This window comes from Stenotrophomonas maltophilia group sp. vghtpe118, assembly GCF_052605195.1.
Genome location: NZ_CP199672.1, coordinates 868,840 through 887,478 on the forward strand (window position 1 = coordinate 868,840; position 18,639 = coordinate 887,478).

General features: G+C 62.2%; 13 protein-coding genes and 4 pseudogenes. 6 read left to right on the plus strand and 11 right to left on the minus strand.

The features are described 5' to 3' along the window. Positions 1 to 560: 560 nt before the first annotated feature. Positions 561 to 935 (plus strand): hypothetical protein, encoded by a 375-nt coding sequence (locus ACUDTM_RS04085; RefSeq protein ID WP_072167559.1) that lies wholly within the window; start codon positions 561 to 563, stop codon positions 933 to 935. A 19-nt stretch (positions 936 to 954) separates the two neighbouring features. On the opposite strand, the gene ACUDTM_RS04090 is transcribed toward ACUDTM_RS04085, so the two are convergent. From ACUDTM_RS04090 to ACUDTM_RS04135, 10 genes and pseudogenes are all read right to left on the minus strand, one after another. Continuing rightward, positions 955 to 1,434, minus strand: a complete 480-nt coding sequence (locus tag ACUDTM_RS04090; protein ID WP_227837675.1) for a hypothetical protein — start codon at positions 1,432 to 1,434, stop codon at positions 955 to 957. 149 nt (positions 1,435 to 1,583) lie between these two features. Further along, positions 1,584 to 1,973, minus strand: a complete 390-nt coding sequence (locus ACUDTM_RS04095; RefSeq protein ID WP_061479978.1) for a hypothetical protein — start codon at positions 1,971 to 1,973, stop codon at positions 1,584 to 1,586. A 487-nt stretch (positions 1,974 to 2,460) separates the two neighbouring features. Further along, a complete protein-coding gene (locus tag ACUDTM_RS04100; protein WP_111008031.1) occupies positions 2,461 to 2,790 on the minus strand; it encodes a hypothetical protein in 330 nt (109 codons plus the stop codon). 312 nt (positions 2,791 to 3,102) lie between these two features. Beyond that, positions 3,103 to 3,543, minus strand: coding sequence for a hypothetical protein (locus ACUDTM_RS04105; RefSeq protein WP_143592479.1), 441 nt, complete (start codon positions 3,541 to 3,543; stop codon positions 3,103 to 3,105). Between the two features lie 187 nt (positions 3,544 to 3,730). Then, positions 3,731 to 4,247, minus strand: a pseudogene (locus ACUDTM_RS04110) (RHS repeat-associated core domain-containing protein); the annotation flags it as partial. 14 nt (positions 4,248 to 4,261) lie between these two features. Continuing rightward, the gene (locus ACUDTM_RS04115) at positions 4,262 to 4,834 is read right to left on the minus strand and encodes a hypothetical protein (RefSeq protein WP_143592480.1); all 573 of its coding nucleotides are present in this window, start codon (positions 4,832 to 4,834) and stop codon (positions 4,262 to 4,264) included. A gap of 1 nt (position 4,835) precedes the next feature. Beyond that, a complete protein-coding gene (locus tag ACUDTM_RS04120; protein WP_188240908.1) occupies positions 4,836 to 5,255 on the minus strand; it encodes a hypothetical protein in 420 nt (139 codons plus the stop codon). A 452-nt stretch (positions 5,256 to 5,707) separates the two neighbouring features. Further along, positions 5,708 to 6,444: pseudogene (locus ACUDTM_RS04125) on the minus strand (RHS repeat-associated core domain-containing protein); the annotation flags it as partial. Between the two features lie 480 nt (positions 6,445 to 6,924). After that, a pseudogene (locus tag ACUDTM_RS04130) lies at positions 6,925 to 7,647 on the minus strand (RHS repeat-associated core domain-containing protein); the annotation flags it as partial. 402 nt (positions 7,648 to 8,049) lie between these two features. After that, complete coding sequence (locus tag ACUDTM_RS04135) at positions 8,050 to 12,756, minus strand: RHS repeat-associated core domain-containing protein (protein WP_445391466.1); 4,707 nt, start codon at positions 12,754 to 12,756, stop codon at positions 8,050 to 8,052. Positions 12,757 to 13,034: 278 nt separating this feature from the next. On the opposite strand from ACUDTM_RS04135, the pseudogene ACUDTM_RS04140 reads away from it, so the two are divergent. Next, a pseudogene (locus ACUDTM_RS04140) lies at positions 13,035 to 13,163 on the plus strand (alpha/beta fold hydrolase); the annotation flags it as partial. Between the two features lie 35 nt (positions 13,164 to 13,198). Here the strand turns inward: ACUDTM_RS04140 and ACUDTM_RS04145 are convergent. Then, positions 13,199 to 13,993: an AraC family transcriptional regulator gene (locus ACUDTM_RS04145; RefSeq protein ID WP_072167551.1), complete on the minus strand. Its 795-nt coding sequence runs from the start codon at positions 13,991 to 13,993 to the stop codon at positions 13,199 to 13,201. Positions 13,994 to 14,063: 70 nt separating this feature from the next. Between ACUDTM_RS04145 and ACUDTM_RS04150 the strand changes: the two genes are divergently transcribed. The 4 genes from ACUDTM_RS04150 to ACUDTM_RS04165 are packed head-to-tail and all read left to right on the plus strand — an operon-like array spanning position 14,064 to position 18,567. Continuing rightward, the gene (locus tag ACUDTM_RS04150; RefSeq protein WP_445391181.1) at positions 14,064 to 16,034 is read left to right on the plus strand and encodes an FUSC family protein; all 1,971 of its coding nucleotides are present in this window, start codon (positions 14,064 to 14,066) and stop codon (positions 16,032 to 16,034) included. A gap of 4 nt (positions 16,035 to 16,038) precedes the next feature. Beyond that, positions 16,039 to 16,248, plus strand: a complete 210-nt coding sequence (locus ACUDTM_RS04155) for a DUF1656 domain-containing protein (RefSeq protein ID WP_188240907.1) — start codon at positions 16,039 to 16,041, stop codon at positions 16,246 to 16,248. 1 nt (position 16,249) lies between these two features. Then, positions 16,250 to 17,134, plus strand: a complete 885-nt coding sequence (locus ACUDTM_RS04160) for an efflux RND transporter periplasmic adaptor subunit (protein ID WP_188240906.1) — start codon at positions 16,250 to 16,252, stop codon at positions 17,132 to 17,134. Beyond that, entirely contained in the window at positions 17,131 to 18,567 is a 1,437-nt protein-coding gene (locus ACUDTM_RS04165; RefSeq protein WP_445391182.1) for an efflux transporter outer membrane subunit, read from the plus strand. Before ACUDTM_RS04160 ends, ACUDTM_RS04165 begins: the two co-directional genes overlap by 4 nt. Positions 18,568 to 18,639 lie beyond the last annotated feature (72 nt).

Consider the following 18,639-nt stretch of genomic DNA (forward strand, 5'->3'; position numbering starts at 1 on the left):
TTTAGGAAACGTGCTGAGCAAGCCTGCGCTTGGTGGCTGGGAACGTCAACCCGAGTCGCACGTCACGCTTTGGCGCCTGTAGACGCGGGCCATGCTCGACACAGGTCGCTCCCCGCAGAGCCTGTCGTCATCGCCCCTCCCCCTTTGTTCCGTAACGCCCCCCAACCTCGACATCTGTCGCAGATTGCACGGTGCGGGCGGACCGCCGCGCCAGCCAGCGCTGGCAGTGCTTAACAGCATGGGACAATGTCAAAAGCGTCTCCAATCGAGTGATGTTTACAACTCTTCTGATTGGCATTGCACAGCGCCAAGGGCTCAGATGGCGTGCCACCGGAAATAGGTGGCCGGGCTTCGAACACCCGAGTTGATGTTGATGTATGCGCTTGCCAGCCGGCGCCACCTTAGCGTGGCGCCGGCTGGCAATCCGTCTGCCGGCTATGGCGGGCGGTGCGTGGGGGCCTTCGGGCCCGCCGGACTGACATCAACCCGGTGTTCGAACCACGTACCGCCCGCCACTTTTATGGGTGGCGGCTACCGATTGCCCTGCACGGAGCCTTGCCATGAACGAATCGGACTTCCCGCATCTGCACGCCTACCGCAACACCGCCGGCGACGACGGTGCGCCACAGGCTGCGCCAACAGTGGACAGGAACACCTTCATTGCCAACCTCCACCGCATCGGCTCCGGTGCTGCGGCCGACGGGCAACCCTGGCCGGAGCGTCACCAGCTGCCCGGGCGCTGCCTGGCCCTGGCCGACGCCGATTGCGCGTTGAGCGGGTTGCGGGTGGTGCTGGAAATGCTGCTGGCGGCCGAACGCACCCGTCAGAACGGCGAACCCGGGCAGTACGTGGGCGACCGGGTGATGGAGGGGTTGGTCATGGCCTGCCAGTCGTTGTGCGCCCACGCGGTGGGGCGGTTACAGCCCGAAGGGTGAATGTCATGTGCAACGGACTTCAACGAGAACCGCCTTCCACCCGACATGCCAGCGGCGTAGCGCCCTTCGCCGAGGGAATCGCGAGTGCATTCCAGCGCTCGGCCAAGGTGCGTTCGACGCGGACAGAAAATGACCGTGCCTCGGCGGGCATCTTCCCTTCAGAGAAGCCGATAGCTATCTCGAAGCGATCCAATCCGAGGTTCCCCGCCTCCAGTCCCGAGCCATCTTCCCGCTTCACTCCGACGTAGACGACAGGGCGCTTCACGTCCACCTTTGCCCTGGCAAGCTGGCGATCCAATTCAGCGCTGCCATCGAAGTACTGCATTCCTTCGTCCTTGGCGATAGAGCTGAGGGTCTGCTTGAACCGATTCACGCCCTCTTGGTCATGCACGCAGAACTGGATCATCTTGAAGGGCCGCTTTCCTACAGCCCATGCGCCGCCAGAGAATCCAAGTCCGACTCCAATCAGAAGTAGTGCTGTCAGGATCCTCACCATCATCAAGGCCTCAATTTGCAGAGTGTGGCGGCCAACGTCGCCGCAGGGCCAAAAATCGTGAAACCAAGCACGTCTCCGCTCGGTCTTCTCAGGCGCCTTCCCCCGGATGAGGGAGCCTTGTCGGGGTGAGGAATCTGGGCACGGAATGTCCTTCAGGGCACTGCACCCGCCATCGGAAGATGCTCGATCCGCCATGTCCTGGCGTAGATGAGAATTACGCTTCCGGTCGAGGTGGTCTCGATACGGAAACATTTCAGGCCGGACAGCGGATAGCCGACCGCCTTCCAACGATCAAGAAGATGAGCAAGCCCCGGCTCGTCGTCCTCGACCCTGGCGAACTCTATTCCCTCCTCCCCCAGTACGCCGAAGTTCATGAGCGCCGAGCACCCGTAGGCTTCCGAGAAGCAGACGGTTGCCTGCCGGCCGTCCGGCCAGCGCACGTGGACCTTTACCTCGTCGCATACGCCAGGTTTGCTCCTGTCAATGTTGATGGCCAGCAACGTGGCGTCACACCATTCGAGCAAGTTGAAATCTTCATTCATCCACTGGAATCCGTCAGATGCATACCACGGAGGTGCGACCCCGGTCGCCCCTTCCTCTCTCTCACCGCTCCTGAAGCTCCCCAAGATTGAGATCCCGGGCATAGGACCGCCGACTACTGATCTGCACCGGCTTGGATGCGAACCTCCGGCCGTCCCTGCATTCAACGGCGAATTGGTAGCTCTGGGGTTCCGGCCCTGCAACGACCATCATGGGGACCGAGAATGTGCTTCCAACCGGTTTCGACGAAACTACACCTTCGCCCTCCCCGAGCATGCTCAGCTCACAATCGAGAGCGCGAACGTCACCCTGACCTGGCGGCACGCTTCCCGAGACGCGCACGATCATATCGCCACCCAATGTTGCACAGCCGGCCAGAATCAGACCGGCAACGACAGCGGCGGCACACCTCACCATTGGCATCCCCGAATCCTCAGTACGCACTGCGACGTCTCACGCCGATAGCCATTCAGGGACGCATCAATCTCATCAATAGATACCCGCCATGATACGAATATAGTCGTCGAGCGAATCCACCCGCCGATCGACTGCAATACCACGTTCTTTTGCGAGCGATTGAAGCTCGAATATCAACACCCCATACCCCGAGTCCCAACCATGAGCTTCACCAGGCGACAGTTCCTTCGAAAATCGATCTCCAGGACGGAGCTTCCCGGAGGGCAAACGAAGCTCGTCTGCAACATGCTCCAGCAGCTCCACTACGGTTTCCTGTTCCAGGCCACTCTCCGCATAGTATCGGTCATAGAAGCCAGTTGGCGACAGCGCCTCTCTTTCTCTCAGGCTTTCCTTCATTTCCATTCGCCTCTATCCACCGCCTGCGCTGCAGCCACAATAGAGCATGGAGCCGATATCGCATAGGTCCTCCCGCACAGTCGTCACCGCGGCCCAGCAATCTTCCTGCCGAACGCCAGGGTGCTTAAAGCTTGCCGGACCATCCGATCTTCTTACACGGCCCTCCCATTCGTGAACACGGACCAGTGGCAAGGTCGATTTGACACATACCCGAACCCACACGACGCTCGGCCGGAAAGTGCCGAATCAGGCACCGGGAAAGGAGACCGCCACGTGCCACTCACGCATCTCGCTTACTGGGTGAGACCGCCCAGCCAACTATAATTTTATTCCGCTGTAAACAAGGCCCAGCTCTTCATCGCGCATGACCCAGCGGCCAACATTTCCCTCCGGACACAGATAGAACTTGCCGCCATAGCTTGACGCTCGCGACCACGCGTTGCGGGCAAACTGAGGAAATCTCCGCATGACTCGCGCGTCGGACATCTCCGGCCTGCTCACCAGCCTACATTCTTCGGGCAAAGCAAGAGCCCCGCTGGTCAGGCGGAAAACCAACCACGACTCATTTGTGTCCATGTCGTGCGACTCGCGTATGTTGACTGCGTCCTCAGGCAACCATGAAGGCAACCATTTCGATTCACCGATTGCTTGCCTTGAGACGGCTTGATTGCGGTCTGCATACTCTGTGCTGGCAACTTCCATGCAACCAGAAAGTGCGATTGACAGCGTCACGATTGGGAGCAGCTTGGGAGCGTACATCTGAGGCATCCGAGACATCAGCAAGGGAAGTTTCCACCGGGTCGATAGCTCCCGCACATCTGCGAGCACCTCCGCGTACGGCTCATTTGTCCAGATGATCGTCCGAGGCGGTTTGCCAGCTGATCCGCAGCGGAGTCAGCGGTGGAGTCAGCGGTGGAGTCACCCTTGATGTTTTGATCGAACCACTATAGTTGTAAAGCAACCCGCTCGCATCCGTGGCCTGCTGGCCCGGGAAGCGCAACGCCAGTTCGAACGCCACACCACAGCCATCCGGATCGGCACTCGGAATCTGGTTGCCGAATACCTCGCTCTTGTTGCTCCACTCCCAGATCGCCACATCGCGCACCGGATCGATCACCACGTGCGGTGTGCCCAGATGATCTGGCTGGACGTAGGCCAGTTCCGGAACGCCGGTACTCGGCACATTGATCAGCCCCACCGGGTAGTTGTCCAGCCAGATGGCCTGCTGTTGCGCCTGGCCCGTGGCCGAGTAGTTGCCCAGCCACTGCCCTGCTTCGTCATACAGCGTGATCTGGGCAGTTCCACCGGCAGGGGTACGCAGCACGCGCTCGCCGCGATGGTTGTAGGCGTGGCTTTCCTGCACGGCATTACCCTGCTTCACCGCGTTCATGCGGTTGGTATCGCTGCAGGTAAACGATCTGCTGCCAGAGCGTGGTATTCCCTGCTGCATTAGGGCTGCGTGCAGCGCGACGATTCGCTACCGCCGGCTGCCCCAGGAGCTGCAGCCCACTAATCGATCCGTCTGAACAGACCACGCCTCCAAAAGATGCTGCGCGCCCGATTCACCACCATTCTTCAGCACAGAAAGAATCGCATCTAATCTACTTTTAATAGCATTGGACATTGGCAACTTCAAAAGCGTCTTCAGCGTCGCGTCCGCCGCCACGAAATCGCCCAGCCGGATGGCGGATATGTATTTTACCCATTCCGAATAGTCGCTTGTGAAATCAAGACTGTCGACATAGAGCAACAAGTCTGCCGCCGTTCTCACTGTCTCAAGCTTTTTGGCATGCGCCTCATGCATTCCACAGAAAAAACCTTTATCCACTTCCGCGCTTGCAATCCTCTGACCTAGAGACATGTGCAGACAGGGCAAATCATCATATGTCGGAATTACGAAGGTCCATATATAGGTAGAGGATGGCGCAGGATCCAACGTGAAGCCTGAGATAACATCGCGCGTATGTAACGCAATCAAAAAATTGCCAACGACTCGCAGACCGCTCCTCTTGGCCTCGCGCTTCATTCTCCAAAGCGCAATGGACTTCATGCTAGGGCGCCGACTTTTCAGAAGAACCAGAGGCGGCGCCTGGCTGGCGATCGTACAAAGCAATAAATGCCTCCCAGCCGAATTCCTTCTCAATGGCTTGCCGCACCAATCCCGAAGTCGCGAACCAAGAGATATTGGCATGCATGTCAAGACCTTCAGGGCCGAACTCGTCTAAGAGGTAGAGCATCTTTCTTCTAGACATCTTCGCCCTCTCGTCCCGAAGAATTGCGCGACGATGTTTTTTCATAAGCAGTCTCTTGGCCGTTGTAACACCGAGCCGCGCAAGCTCATCCAGCAGTTCTTCGGGCTCGAAATCACCATAGTCGTGCCGGCGATGGAACAGACTCCCCACTATTTTTCTTAGAGCCCTTGCGGTCAAGGGCGCCAAGTCAATCTTCGCTCGCGAATGCAATGACTTCACTATCAACTCCACGTCCTGTCATCTACAGGCATGCTGCGAACCATCACGGAATCCAGGCCACATTGTGCCTGGAACCATGAAGATCGACGGATCACTGCCTATCACTGCAAATTCAACGACGGCCCCTCAGTTGGACACATCGCTACGTCGGGTTCGGCGAAGTCAACATTGCCACAGACCTCAGGCAACAGAGTACAGCGCGTCTTGCAGGAGGCAAGGTCGCCATTCTCACAGGCTACCTGAAGGGCAACCCGGAGGACCAGACCCGGCCCGATTGCCTTTGGGGGAAGCAGGTAGTGCGGTCTCTTTTTGTACTTCGGCTTACCTGAATGGCCATCCAGCTGCCAACCCCATCCTGGCCGCTTGGGATCATCCTTCCAATGCTTATCTGGGTTGCCTGTGCCATCTGGCGAGCGAGTCAAATTGCGCTCACCTTTGCGTCGCGACATTTCCCCTAGAGGATCAACATAGGACAGAGGATTGCTTTCAGCGTAAGAGAATGTGGAGATGCCGCCATCCAGCCCGATGGGATCACTCTGCGAGTACCGGCCCACCGCCGGGCCTTACTCGCGCTGGTAGTTGTAGAACAACCCACTTGCACTCGTCGCCTGCTGACCCGAGAAGCGCAGTGCCAGCTCGAACGCCACACCATCCCCGTCCGGGTCTGCACTCGGAATCTGGTTGCCGAACACCTCGCTCTTGTTGCTCCACTCCCAGATCGAGACATTCCGTACCGGATCGATCACCACGCGCGGCGTACCCAGGTGATCCGGCTGCAGGTAGGCCAGTTCCGGCACGCCGGTACTCGGCACGTTGATCAGCGCCACCGGGTAGTTGTCCAGCCAGATGGCCTGCTGCTGCGCCTGGCCCGTAGCCGAGTAGTTGCCCAGCCACTGCCCTGCTGCGTCGTACAGGGTGATCTGCGCTGCGCCACTACCCGGGGTACGCAGTACGCGTTCACCGCGATGGTTGTAACCGTAGCTTTCCAGCACGGCATTGCCCTGCTTCACCGCGTTCATGCGGTTGGCATCGCTGTAGGTGAACGTCTTGCTGCCGATGCTGGTGGTATTGCCCACTGTGTCATGGTTGCGCGCTTCGCCATCCACGGCGGCCAGTCGGTGGCTGGCTGCGGAATAGGTGTGGCTGGCAGTGCCTGCTGAAGTGGCAGCGAGGTGCGATTACCGGTGGCGCCGGGGCATAGGTTAATTCGGCATGATGGAAATCCAGGGCTCAGTGGCAATTATTCAGGGCATCCCTAGGGACGCTCGCCTTAAATAAGCCGATGCCCCGCAAAATGAGATCGCTCCCACAAGCCAGCTTCCAAGTAACAGCGATGGCCAAAGGTCTGCTACCAATGCCGTTGCTCCGAATCTCTCAAGGCTCTTTAGAAGCAAGCGCCCCCCATCAATTGCCAGATTGGAAGAAGTTACAGCCACGACCCCGAGTACAAGACCAGCGATCAACCCCACCACTAAACTTCGCGGGATGCGGCGCATACTTTCGCCTCGAGAGAGCGCAAAGAATGTAACCGAAAGGAGTAATGAGAGAAGCAGTACGTAGGGAACTCGCATCGCCCCTATCTTCATGAAAGCGGATATCCATACCCATCCCGCAAAATTCACAGAAGCAGATAGAGTGAAGCAAATCAACGATGAGAAAATTCTATCCTTCACTTGACTGGACATTCCGCTGCCTTTGCACTCTTTTGAAGAACACCTGGGAAGAGGGTTTGCTTGATTCCACACATTCCGCCCAACGCCCCGGACACATGGCTCGCACACCAGAATCCACGCGCATCCCCCCACTCCTCCGCGTTCGCAATGAGAGTCAACTCTTGCTCGGGAGTCAAAGGAATTACTGTAAAAACAACTCGACTACCAGTTCCTACCTGATACTTCTTGTAGCTGGCCAAGCTGGCGTCGCGCCCCTCAAATAGCCCGCCTGTTCCTCGACGGCCACCAGGTGCGTAAGTGCCGGAAGGGTCGTACAGGAAATCAGGCTTTCCAGGCCTCGAAACATGAATCGCCGAGTGGTTTGCAATACCGAAATTATATGTCGTTATCAGCGTAGTCGTCAGCCCGAGCGGATCAATAAATCGGGTGGGATTCGAGATCACGTAGCCATACGTACTGACGCCAGCATTCAACCCAATCGGATCACTCTGCGAATAGCGCCCCACAGCCGGGTCGTACTCGCGCTGGTAGTTGTAGAACAGTCCACTCGCATCCGTCGCCTGCTGGCCCGGGAAGCGCAGCGCCAGCTCGACTGCCACACCATCCCCGTCCGGGTCGGCACTCGGAATCTGGTTGCCAAACACTTCGCTCTTTCTGCTCCGCGCCCAAGCCGGGACATCGGGCGACCGAGCGATTGCCACGCGCGGTCCACCCGGATGACATCAAGTGAGCGCGACTTCGCCTTAGCTGACCTATTGCGCAGGCGCGCTGGCCCGATGCGTGAGCATCAGAGCGCCGACATCAAGGGAGGTCCGTACTGACGGAAACAGAGCCGTCTTCCCTCAGCCAGACGTTCACGTAGGTATCTGGGGGAGGTATCCGATTGATTGACGCCCCTGCGGGAAGGATCTCCCAGCTGGTGATCGAGCCGCAAACTGTTTTATGGATCAACCTGCGACTGTCCAACCCCCGTCTGGCCAGTTCCGTAACAACCACTTCGGGAGGCTGGCGATCAAAGCCTTTGTAGGCAGTGCAACTCTTTCCCGTCTGACCCATGGGGTACGTTGAACTCTCAACCTCATCCCGGCACCCCAGCTGGCCCAGAACGAGCGAGAGGATGGCTAGTATCCGAATGCATCGCATTGCCTGTTGCTCCTTTCCTTTACTGCCCTGCTGTAGGCCTTGTCTACTGCGGCGCCTCCGAGTCCTCCATCGCGCAGCCGAGTTGCACAGATCATCTGCTCTTGATATGCACGACACTCAAGCTCATTGGCCAGCTGCCGATGCTCGATCCCACCATATTCCCAGTCCTTTGGGAATGGGCTTGCACCTTTAGGCCTACCCACGCAGGCATTAGGAACCCTCTTTTCCAATAACGCCTTATGGTTTCGCTCATGCATAACGGTGCATATCTTGTCGCAGCCTGAATTGCAGACACTGACCAGAAATCCTCCATTGCCATCACAAGTCACCATTCCCAGCTGTCCGCCGCACGTACTTGTATCGAACACGGGCTCAAGCCCAAGTGGGTCAGCCGCGAGAAGCGGAGAGGCATTCGAATACCCGTACGCGGAAATGCCGCCGGACAAGCCTATGGGATCCGCTTGCGTATAGCGTCCGGTCGCAGCGTCGTATTCGCGCTGGTAGTTGTAGAACAGCCCACTCGCATCCGTCGCCTGCTGGCCCGGGAAGCGCAGTGCCAGTTCGAACGCCACACCATCGCCATCTGGATCGGCACTTGGGATCTGGTTGCCGAATACCTCGCTCTTGTTGCTCCACTCCCAGATCGCGACATCGCGCGCCGGGTCGATCACCACGCGCGGGGTGCCCAGGTGATCTGGTTGGACGTAGGCCAGTTCTGGCACGCCGGTACTCGGCACGTTGATCAGCGCCACCGGATAATTGTCCAGCCAGATGGCCTGCTGCTGCGCCTGGCCCGTGGCCGAGTAGTTGCCCAGCCATTGCCCCGTCTCGTCATACAGGGTGATCTGAGCAGCGCCACCAGCCGGAGTACGCAGCACGCGCTCGCCACGATGGTTGTACGCGTAGCTCTCCAGTGTGGCGTTACCCTGCTTCACCGCGTTCATGCGGTTGGCATCGTTGTAGGTGAAGGTCTTGCTGCCGATTCGGGTGGTGTTGCCCACAGCGTCATGGTTGCGCGCTTCGCCATCCACTGCGGTCAGCCGGTGGCTGGTTGCGGGATAGGTGTAGCTGGCGGTGCCTGCCGAGGTGGTCAGCGCGGTGCGATTGCCGGTGGCGTCATAGGCATAGGTTTCGATCGGGGTGCCGGTCGTGCCGTCCTGGGTCTGGGTCAGGCGACCCAGCGCGTCATAGGCATACTTGGCCAGCACCGTTGAGCCTGTGCCGTTCTTCAGCTCGGTGATCGAACCGACGGGATCGTAGCCATAGCCCAGCGACAGGCCGCCCGCGGCCGGGTCATGCACCGCCTGCGGGCGGTAATCCAGATCCAACGGACGCTGCAGCTGGCGGCCGTTGCCGTAGGTCCAGCCGGTCGCCGGGCCGAAGGCCGCATAGGTCACGTTGTTCACCACGATCTGGCGCGCCTGACCAAGCCGGGTCAGGCCGATCTGGCTGATGCGGCCCTGGGCATCACGCACGTAGTCGGCCACGCTGCCGTCGGGGTAGGTCAATGCGGTCAGGCGACCCGACTTGCTGTAGGCATAGCGCAGGGTGGTGGCCACACCATTGACGGTCTGCACCTTGCGGGTGACCTGGCCGAAACGGTCATGGCAGTACTGGGTGCTGCCACTGGCGTGCAGCACCTGCCCCAGCCGTCCCTTGGCAAAGCTCTCGTCGGCGGCACAGGCGGCCGGCGCAACGTCATAGCTATAGCCCACGTCCAGATTGGGGTCCGGATAGGCAACGCCGATCAGGCGGTTGAGCGCATCGTAGTGATAGGTGGCGGTGACGCCGCGCGCATCGGTAGCGGTCTTGCGGTTGCCAGCGGCGTCCACAGTGAAGCTGCTGGCGCCACTGTCCGGGCTGACTTGCCCGGTCAGATCACCGAAACCGTTATAGGCATAAGTGGTGTGCAGGCCTTTCGGGTCGGTGACCTGGGTGACCTGGTCCAGCGCGTTGTACTGGCTGCGGATCTCCGCCGCGACGCCGCCCACATCCTGCAGGGTCTGCGCCAGGCGGTTCAACGGGTCGTACTGCTGGCTGGTCACGCGCTGCAGAGCGTCGGTCACGGTCTGCCGGTTACCGTTGGCATCGTAGGCAAAGCCGGTGGCGTGATTGCCTGCGTCCTTCAGTGCGGTCAGCTGGCCGAGTGTGTTGAACGTCCGCGCCAGGGTACGGCGCAGGGTACCGCCTGCATCGAGCGTGTCTTCCTTGAGGCGATTGCCGGCATTGTCCAGCGTGTAGTGAATCGTGTTGCCCGCGTTGTCCTCGATATCGGTCAAGCGCAGCGCCGCATCGTAGACATAGGAAACGCTGCTGCCGTCGGGCTCGGTGATCTGTTGCACCTGGCCGGTCGGCCAGTAGCTGATCTGGGTGACCCGATTCTCGGCAGTGGTCGCGCCACGCGCGGTGACCGAGGTTGGCCAACCGCGAGCATGGTAGGTGTAGTCGGTGACCACGCCGTTGGCATCCTTGACCGACAACGGCCGCCCGAACGCGTCGTAGGCCAGAGTCTCGACCGTCTGGCCCAGCGCATTGGTCACGCTGCGCAGGTCGCCCTTGCGATAGGTGCAGGCACCTCCGATCGCGCACCCTGCATCATCCGCCGAGTAATAGGCATAGGTAACGACATCGGCCACATCCGTGCGCGGGCCATCCACACTCTTCAGCAGCCCCTCCACCGGGCAGCTGCCTGCCGCTGCCACATCAGCGGCTTCGCAGTACGTGTAGCTGGTGATGCGCGTCTGACCGGAAGCGGTGTCGGTCACCGTGTTGGCCGTCGGCTGGCGTCGGGAATTGAAGGCCGTGCGGGTTTCGCGGCTACCGATCCGGGTGGTCAGTACCGCATTGGTTTCGACGTCGCGCGCGGTGGTCACAACACGCTGCTCGGGCAAGCCGACCGCTTCGGTCACGGTATGGATGCTGACGGCACGACCGCTTACCGGATCGGTGCCCTGCGCATAGGTGTGCTTGGTCTGGATGCCGCGGCGATCGGTGTAGGTATCCAGGCGCCGGCGGAAGTCGACACTCTGGTCGTAGTAGGTTCGGCTGACGGTTCCCTGCGAATCCGTCAGGCCGGTCACCTTGCGCGACGGCGCGGTGTCGCCGCCGGGTGTCAGGGTGTAGTCGGTCTGCCGCCCCAGCGCGTCGGTCACCACCGCACCACCATTGGGGCTGTAGGCCAGTGTCACGCCATCGGCACCGCCGGCATGCTGACTGGAGATCACACGACCGATGGAATCGTAGGTAAAGGTGCTGTAGCGGCGACCGTCCTCGGCGGTGATGCCGGTCAGGTGCTGGGGGAAGTCCTGGTTCTCGTAGTGATATGTCCGCACACCACCACCCGCATAGGTCACCGTGGCGACCTGGTTCTGCGGCGTGTAGGTATAGGTGGCGAGCGCAATGCCTTCGACCAGCACCGAACTGATCAGCGCCTCATAGTCGTTGGACTGGTAAACGAACTCCAGTGTGCGGCCACTGCTGTGCGTGACCGCCGCAAGGCGGTCGCTGTCGTCGTAGATGTAGGTCAGCGACGTGCCATCCGGGAAGCGCTTGGCGGCAAGACGCCCGTCCGCGCCGAAGGTAGAGATGGAATCCGCCGAGTACAGTGTCCAGTTGCCGTTCTGGACCAGACGGTCACCACTGTCGTCGTCCGCCTCATAGGCTTGGCCGGTCTTCTTGAATGCACGCTGGAAACCGGTGCTTTCAATGATGCCCACGCTGTCAACGCCGTCCAGTGCCAGGTGGGCGCCCAGCGAATGGGTCCAGCCATAGCCGAAGCCACCGGATGAGGTGGAGATGCCGGAGTGATAGAAGCGCGTCAGCGCGATCCAGCCCAGATCGAAGTCCGGCGCGATCTCGTACTTCTCGCCCGTTTTGACATCACATGGGTTGCCGACATTGCCGTCGCAGGTACCGCCGTTGGAGGCCGGGTCCTTGTCGGGAATCGGACTCATGTTCGCCGCTGTATCGTTGCGGGACATGGGGCAGCTACCGTTGCCGCCGTCCTTGTCGCACTTCTGCGACTTCGAGGTGATGGTCGCAACGAAGTCCTCGTTGACGCAGGCGTTGTGCTTGTTGGACCACTGCGTAAGCGGAACAGGGCAATCAAGGCGGCGCTTGCGGCCGAAGGCCGCCTGACTCACGTGGGGCGTGCAGGGCGATTCGGCTGTGTTCTGCCCAATCATACGCGTGATCTGATAGTACCTGGACTCGACCACGCCCTCCATTTCGGGCACACCCGAGAACCAGTCTCCATTTGGAGTTACAGCAGCACCCGGACAGACAGGATTGGCGGCCTGGACGCCCGCGAGATAGCTCGCGACCATGGCCTCTTCACTGGTAAATTCCGCTGTGCTCAGATAGGTCCAGTCTGGATCCGAGGGTTGCGCTTTTCCCATCCAGTAGGTGATCGACGTATTGCCGTTCAAGTCCACAACTTTCGACTTGATCTTGTCGACAGACTGCCAGCCGAACTGGAACTCCGGCGGGAATGGACTGGGTGCGGGAAGGCTCTTGATCGCCTGCACCGCCTGCTGCTGGGTCTTGTACTGCGTCGAATTGCCACCGGGCTGCGAAATACGCCAGGTGATCTTGCTTTCCTGCGCCTGTACAACAGCCGGCGCAATGCAGCCAGCGGCAACAATCGCCAGCGCGGCACGCGAGAGGGTCTTCAGTCGTTCCAACATCCCTGTTCTCCTTCCTGGACGAACACAGCGCCGGCGGGAACGAGAACGCGGAGCTGAGCCCACGCGTCGTGCATCGGATCGTCCCTGGTCCGGAATGCGGCAGTGCCACATGCCGCCTTTATCGGCGAGGACGCTTGCACATTCAAGTGTGGAGTCGCGTAACCGGTCACAGATTCAAGCATCCGTGGCCATTCAGCGGCCTACGCCGGGCTCCCATGACTTCCTCTACAGGGAGTCCGTGTTCATAGCTCACAAAACTACCAGCACAATCTCCCACACACGCCCTGCTCTTCCCGGGCTTCACACGCGGCTCGCACCGCTACCTGGCAACCGGCCTCACCCTCCAGCGCGAGGAACCCGCTGCGGTGGTGGCCGCGATTCAATCGGTCTCCGACACCTCGAAGTAGCCGTTCCAGGCAACGGCTTCGCCCGTTGTTCCCCGCTACCGCCCACGCAAGCGCACCGCGAAGTACCGCGCCGGGGAAAGGCCAAGCGCCTTCTTGAACATCGTGATGAAGGCCGTCACCGACTCATAGCCCAGCGTCTCGGAAACGCGTTGTACCGGTGCGCCCGTGGCAAGTTCCCGAATGGCGATGAGCAGGTGCAGCTGCTGCCGCCAGCGCCCGAAGGACAAGCCCGTTTCCCGTTCGATGAGCCGGGTCAATGTGCGCTCGCCCAGGGCCAGGCGCACCGCCCACTGGCTGATGGTGCTGCGATCTGCCGGATCCGCCGACAGCGCCGCCGCCAGCGCACGCACCTTCGGGTGATGGCTGACCGGCAACGACAGATGCTCGGCCGGCATCTGTACCAGCTCGTCCAGCAACACCCGCGCCAACCGGTCGGTGTGGCTGCCATGCGGGTAGTCCAGCGGCGCGTCGGCCAGGTGCAGGATCATCTCGCGCAGCATCGGCGAGATCGCCAGCGTCACGCACTGCGCCGGCAGGTCGACGACGCCGGGCTCGACGAACAGGTAGCACAGGCGCGCGTTGGCGGTGGCGCGATTGCTGTGCGGCATGCCGCCCGGGATCCAGACGCCACACTGGGGCGGAACGATCCACAACGCATTGGCCACTTCGCAGGTCACCGCGCCATGCAGCGCAAGAATGAGCTGGCCCTTGCGGTGTTCATGCACGGGAATCTCTGCGTCGTGCTCGGCCACCTGCAGGCGGCTGGCAACCGCCGGGCGGTCGGTCTCGTCCGGGTCCAGGTCAAAGCCGGGGAGCGAAATGCGAGCCATTCTCACATTGACCGGTTTTAGCGATTGATTGTCATTGTAGCGAAATTAGTCGTTGCGGCCGATCACTAGCATGAGCCGCATGCACCTCCCCACACCTTTCCTTCCCCACCTGCTCCAGGCATTCGCCCGATTGAAAAGCCCTGCCCTCCGGACCGACCAGGAGGCGGTGCTGTTCTCGCTCAAATGCCTGCTCGCCGCGTCGCTGGGGCTGTATGTCTCCCTGCGGATCGGCCTGAATCGCCCGTTCTGGGTGATCGGCACGGTCTATCTGGTGTCGCAGCCCCTTTCCGGGGCGACACTCAGCCGCGGCCTGTTCCGCCTGCTCGGTACCGTGGGCGGGGCCGTCGCCACCGTCGCGCTGGTGCCACGTTTCGCCAATGCCCCCCTGATGCTGAGCGCCGCACTCGCCACGTGGATGGCGCTGTGCCTGTACCTGGCGATGCTCGACCGCACGCCGCGTGCCTATGCGTTCCTGCTGGCCGGCTATACCACCAGCCTGATCGGGTTTCCGGCGGTGATGGTGCCGGCAGACGTGTTCACCATTGCCATCACACGGGTGCAGGAAATCGCCATCGGCATCCTGGCGGCTACGCTGGTACATGGGCTGGTGCTGCCGCGCCGGGTTTCGTCGCGCGTGCACGCACGGGTTGCTGCCGTGCTGGATGATGCGGAACGATGGACACGGGACATGCGCGCCGGTGCATCGGACACGGTGCTGGTGACGGACCGCTCGAAAGTGGCAGCCGACCTGCTTGATCTGCACGTGTTGTCGATCCACCTGCCCTTCGACAGCGCCCACGGCGTGGCCCAAGTGCAGATCCTGCGCGCCCTGCATGACCGGATGCTGGACGTCCTGATGCTGTCCAGCGCGGTGGAAGATTCCATCGCTCGGCTGCGTTCACCGCAGGCCGGCACAATGGATGCAAGCGGCTGGCGCGATCTGCTGCAGGCCAGCCTCGCCACGCAACAGGCCGAGCTCGACCTGGCCCACGCCGACTGCCGCGTGCTGCAGGCGCAACTGCACACTGCCCGGCCCGACTGGCGCCTGCATGTACCTGCTCGCCTTGCGCGACATGCGCGTGGTGCGGCGCTTCACCGGGATCATCAGCTTGCCCTGCGCAGCGCGCTGGGCGCGTTCGTCGGCATCCTGCTGAGCTGCGTTCTGTGGATCGTCACCGGCTGGTCGGAGGGCGCCACGGCGGTGTCCATCATCGGCACGGCGTGCGTGCTGTTCGGCACGATCGAAGCGCCTGCGCCGCATGTCATGCGCTATCTGGTGGGGTCATTGATCGGCGTTGCCGTCGGCCTGCTCTACGGTCTGCTGATCTTCCCCGCGTTGTCCGATATCACAGGCCTGATTGCCGCGCTCGCGCCGGTGCTGCTGCTGTGCGGATCGTTCCTGGCCCGGCCGCCATTCACCATGGCTGCCCTGGGCGTGGTGCTGACGTTTCCGCTCATCGCCGGCCTGGGCGCGACCAATACGGTCAACATCGTCGGCGCGCTCAACAACAGCGTTGCGTTGTTCATCGGTACGACGGTGGCACTGTGCAGCATGCAGCTGTTCCAGACCGCCGATGCGGGCCGCAACCGCGCTCGCTTGGAGCGTTCGATCCGTCGGGATATCGCACGACACGCCGCCGGACAAGGTGGCGTGGCCCGGGCCTGGCTCAGCCGCATGCTGGATCGAATCGGGCAGCTCGCTCCTCGGTTGCGGAGCCGTTCCAGTGCCGCACACGACCTGCGGGCATTGTTTGCGGACGTGCGCGCGGTACGAGCATCCAACCAACTCCGCGCACTGGACAAGTGCCAGGACAACCCGCAGGTCCGGGCGCTTCATGCGGCGCTGGTCGAACGCATCGCCGCACATTTCAGGGTACGCGCCCACTCGGTACGCAGTGTCGACATCCATCTTCTGGAACTTCTCGACCGCATGCGCGAGGCCGCGACGGCCAGTAGCGGGGTTGATCGGGATCACCTGTTGCATCTGCTCTGCAGCCTGCGCCGCGACCTGCTGGTACCCACGCACACCCATCGGCACTGACCTCATGCTTTCTGATCTTTCCATTGATGGGGTGCTCATTCCAGCACTGCTCGCCGTGGCGGTGGCCGCGCTGGTGCTGTCGGTGCTGACCTCACGTCTGCTCGCCAGCCTCGGCCTGTACCGCTTGTTCGCCGCGCGGCCACTGGTGGGCCTGTCTCTGTTCGTGATCCTGGCGGAGCTGATGATCCGGCTCGCGCCCCTGTTCGAGAAATGAAATGAAACACACGCTTGCTGTCATCGGGCGCTGGAGCGCAACCCTGGTGGTGTTCGCAATTGCCGTCGTCGCTGCACTGGCCATCTGGCATCGCTACGAAACACGCCCGTGGACGCGCGATGGACGGGTGCGTGCCGACGTGGTGCGCGTTGCATCGGACATGGGGGGGCTGGTCACCCAGGTGCTGGTGCACGATAACCAGCGGGTGAGCGCCGGACAGCTGCTGCTGGTGCTGGACCAGCCGCGCTTCGCTGCCGCACTTGAGAAGGCCGACGCAGCGGCCAGCAGCGCACGCGCCACGCTGGCGCTGGCCCGCCGCGAATCGACGCGGGACAACGCACTGGGCAACCTGGTCGCTTCGGAAACCCGCGAACGCAATGCCGCCAAGGTCGATACCGAGCTGGCCGCCCTGGCACAGGCGCGGGCCGAGCAGCGCGTTGCCCGGCTCAATGTGCAACGCACCGAGGTGCGCGCGACCACCGATGGCATCGTCACCAACCTGGACCTGCACGCGGGCGACTACCTGCAGCCGGGGGCACAGGCGCTGGCGCTGATCGACACCCGCAGCCTGCGCATCGAGGGCTATTTCGAGGAAACCAAGCTGGGCTGCATCACCGAGGGCGATGCCGCCGTGGCCCGGCTGATGGGCGACGACCACGACGTGCGCGGGCAGGTGGATACCATCGCCGCCGGCATTGCCGACGATCAGCGCTCAAGCACGCACAACCTGCTCCCCGCCGTGGCGCCGACGTACACCTGGGTGAGGCTGGCACAGCGGATCCCGGTACGCATCCGCATTGATGATGCGCGGCCGGATACCCGCCTGATCGTCGGTCGCACTGCGAGTGTGACCATCACGCCCTCGGCACAGGGAGCCTGCAAGTGAGCTTGCGAACACTACGCGGTGGGCTGCTTGCCCTGTTGCTGCCGATGACGGCCTGCGTCTCCGGCCCCGACTATCACCTGCCTGCGAATGCCGTCGCCGCCTCCACACGCGCGGCGCAGCCGTTCGTCTCGGGCAAGGAGGCATCGTTCAGCCACGACGCGCCACCCGATCGGTGGTGGCAACTGTATGGCGACCCCCAGCTTGACGGCTACGTGCGCGAAGCACTGGCGGCCAACACCGACCTGCGCGCCGCTGATACCAATCTTCGGCGCGCCAGCGCTACCGTGCTGGAGTACCGCGCGCGCGGTGCCGTGCAGGCCGACGTGGATGCATCGGGCACGCTCACCCATGCCGGTGGTTACACCCAGGCGTCGGCCGCGCCGCAGTCCTATGCGCTGGGCCTTCACCTCTCCTATCCACTGGATCTTGCAGGCGGCATCCGCCGCGGCATCGAAGCCTCCAACGCCGACGCGGAGGCTGTCGCTGCAGCACGGGACCAGGTCCGCGTGGTCGTCGCTGCTGCTGTCACCCGTGCCTATCTCCAGATCTGCACAAGCAATCACACGCTCGCTGCGACCCGGCAGGTGCTGGCGATACAGCGCGCCACGCTGGAGGCAACCCGTCGCCTGGCCGCGGGCGGGCGCGGAACGGACTTCGATGTCAGCCGTGCCGCAGCCGCGGTCAACCGCAGCGCGGCGGGGATACCGCACCTGCTGGCGAAGCGCCAGGCCGCACTGTTCGAACTGGCCGCGCTGATGGGCAGGGTGCCGGCAGACTATCCGAGGGAGGCGGAAGCGTGCCCGCGCCCCCCGGAGCTGGGGCAGGCGCTGCCGGTCGGTGAGGGCTGGCAGCTGCTCCAGCGGCGCCCCGACATACGTGCCGCCGAGCGGAGCCTTGCCGCGGCCACGGCCATGATCGGCGTAGAGACCGCGGAACTTTATCCGCAGGTCACCCTGGGCGCGTCCCTGGGCACGGCGGGCATGCGAGGGCAGCTGCTTTCCGCCGACAGTTTCGGGGTGAGCGTCGGGCCGCTGCTGTCATGGCACTGGCCCAACCGCCGCGCCACCAAGGCCCGCATCGCAGCGGCCGGTGCCAATGCAGATACCGCTCTTGCTTCCTTTGACGGCGCGGTGCTGCAGGCACTGCGCCAGACCGAGACTGCGCTTTCTGCCTGCACGCAGGAGCTTGAACGCGAGCGCAGCCTGGCACAGGCGCGTGGGGACGCAGCGCGGGCCGCGGCGCAGGCGCAGCAGCTCTACCGTTTCGGCAGGATCGATTTTCTCGATGTGCTTTCGGCCCAGGCCGCACTGGCAGATGCGGAGTCCGCATTGGCCGCATCGCGCGCGGACCGGGTCGATCGCCAGATGGATCTGTTCCTATCACTGGGCGGTGGTTGGGGCGCAACGGATCCGGCCCGGGACGGGACCCGGTGATCCGTTCCGGGGCGGCGACTGCACGTCACGCCGTGTGTTCAGGAAAGTGCCGCGCACACCCGTATTCATTCA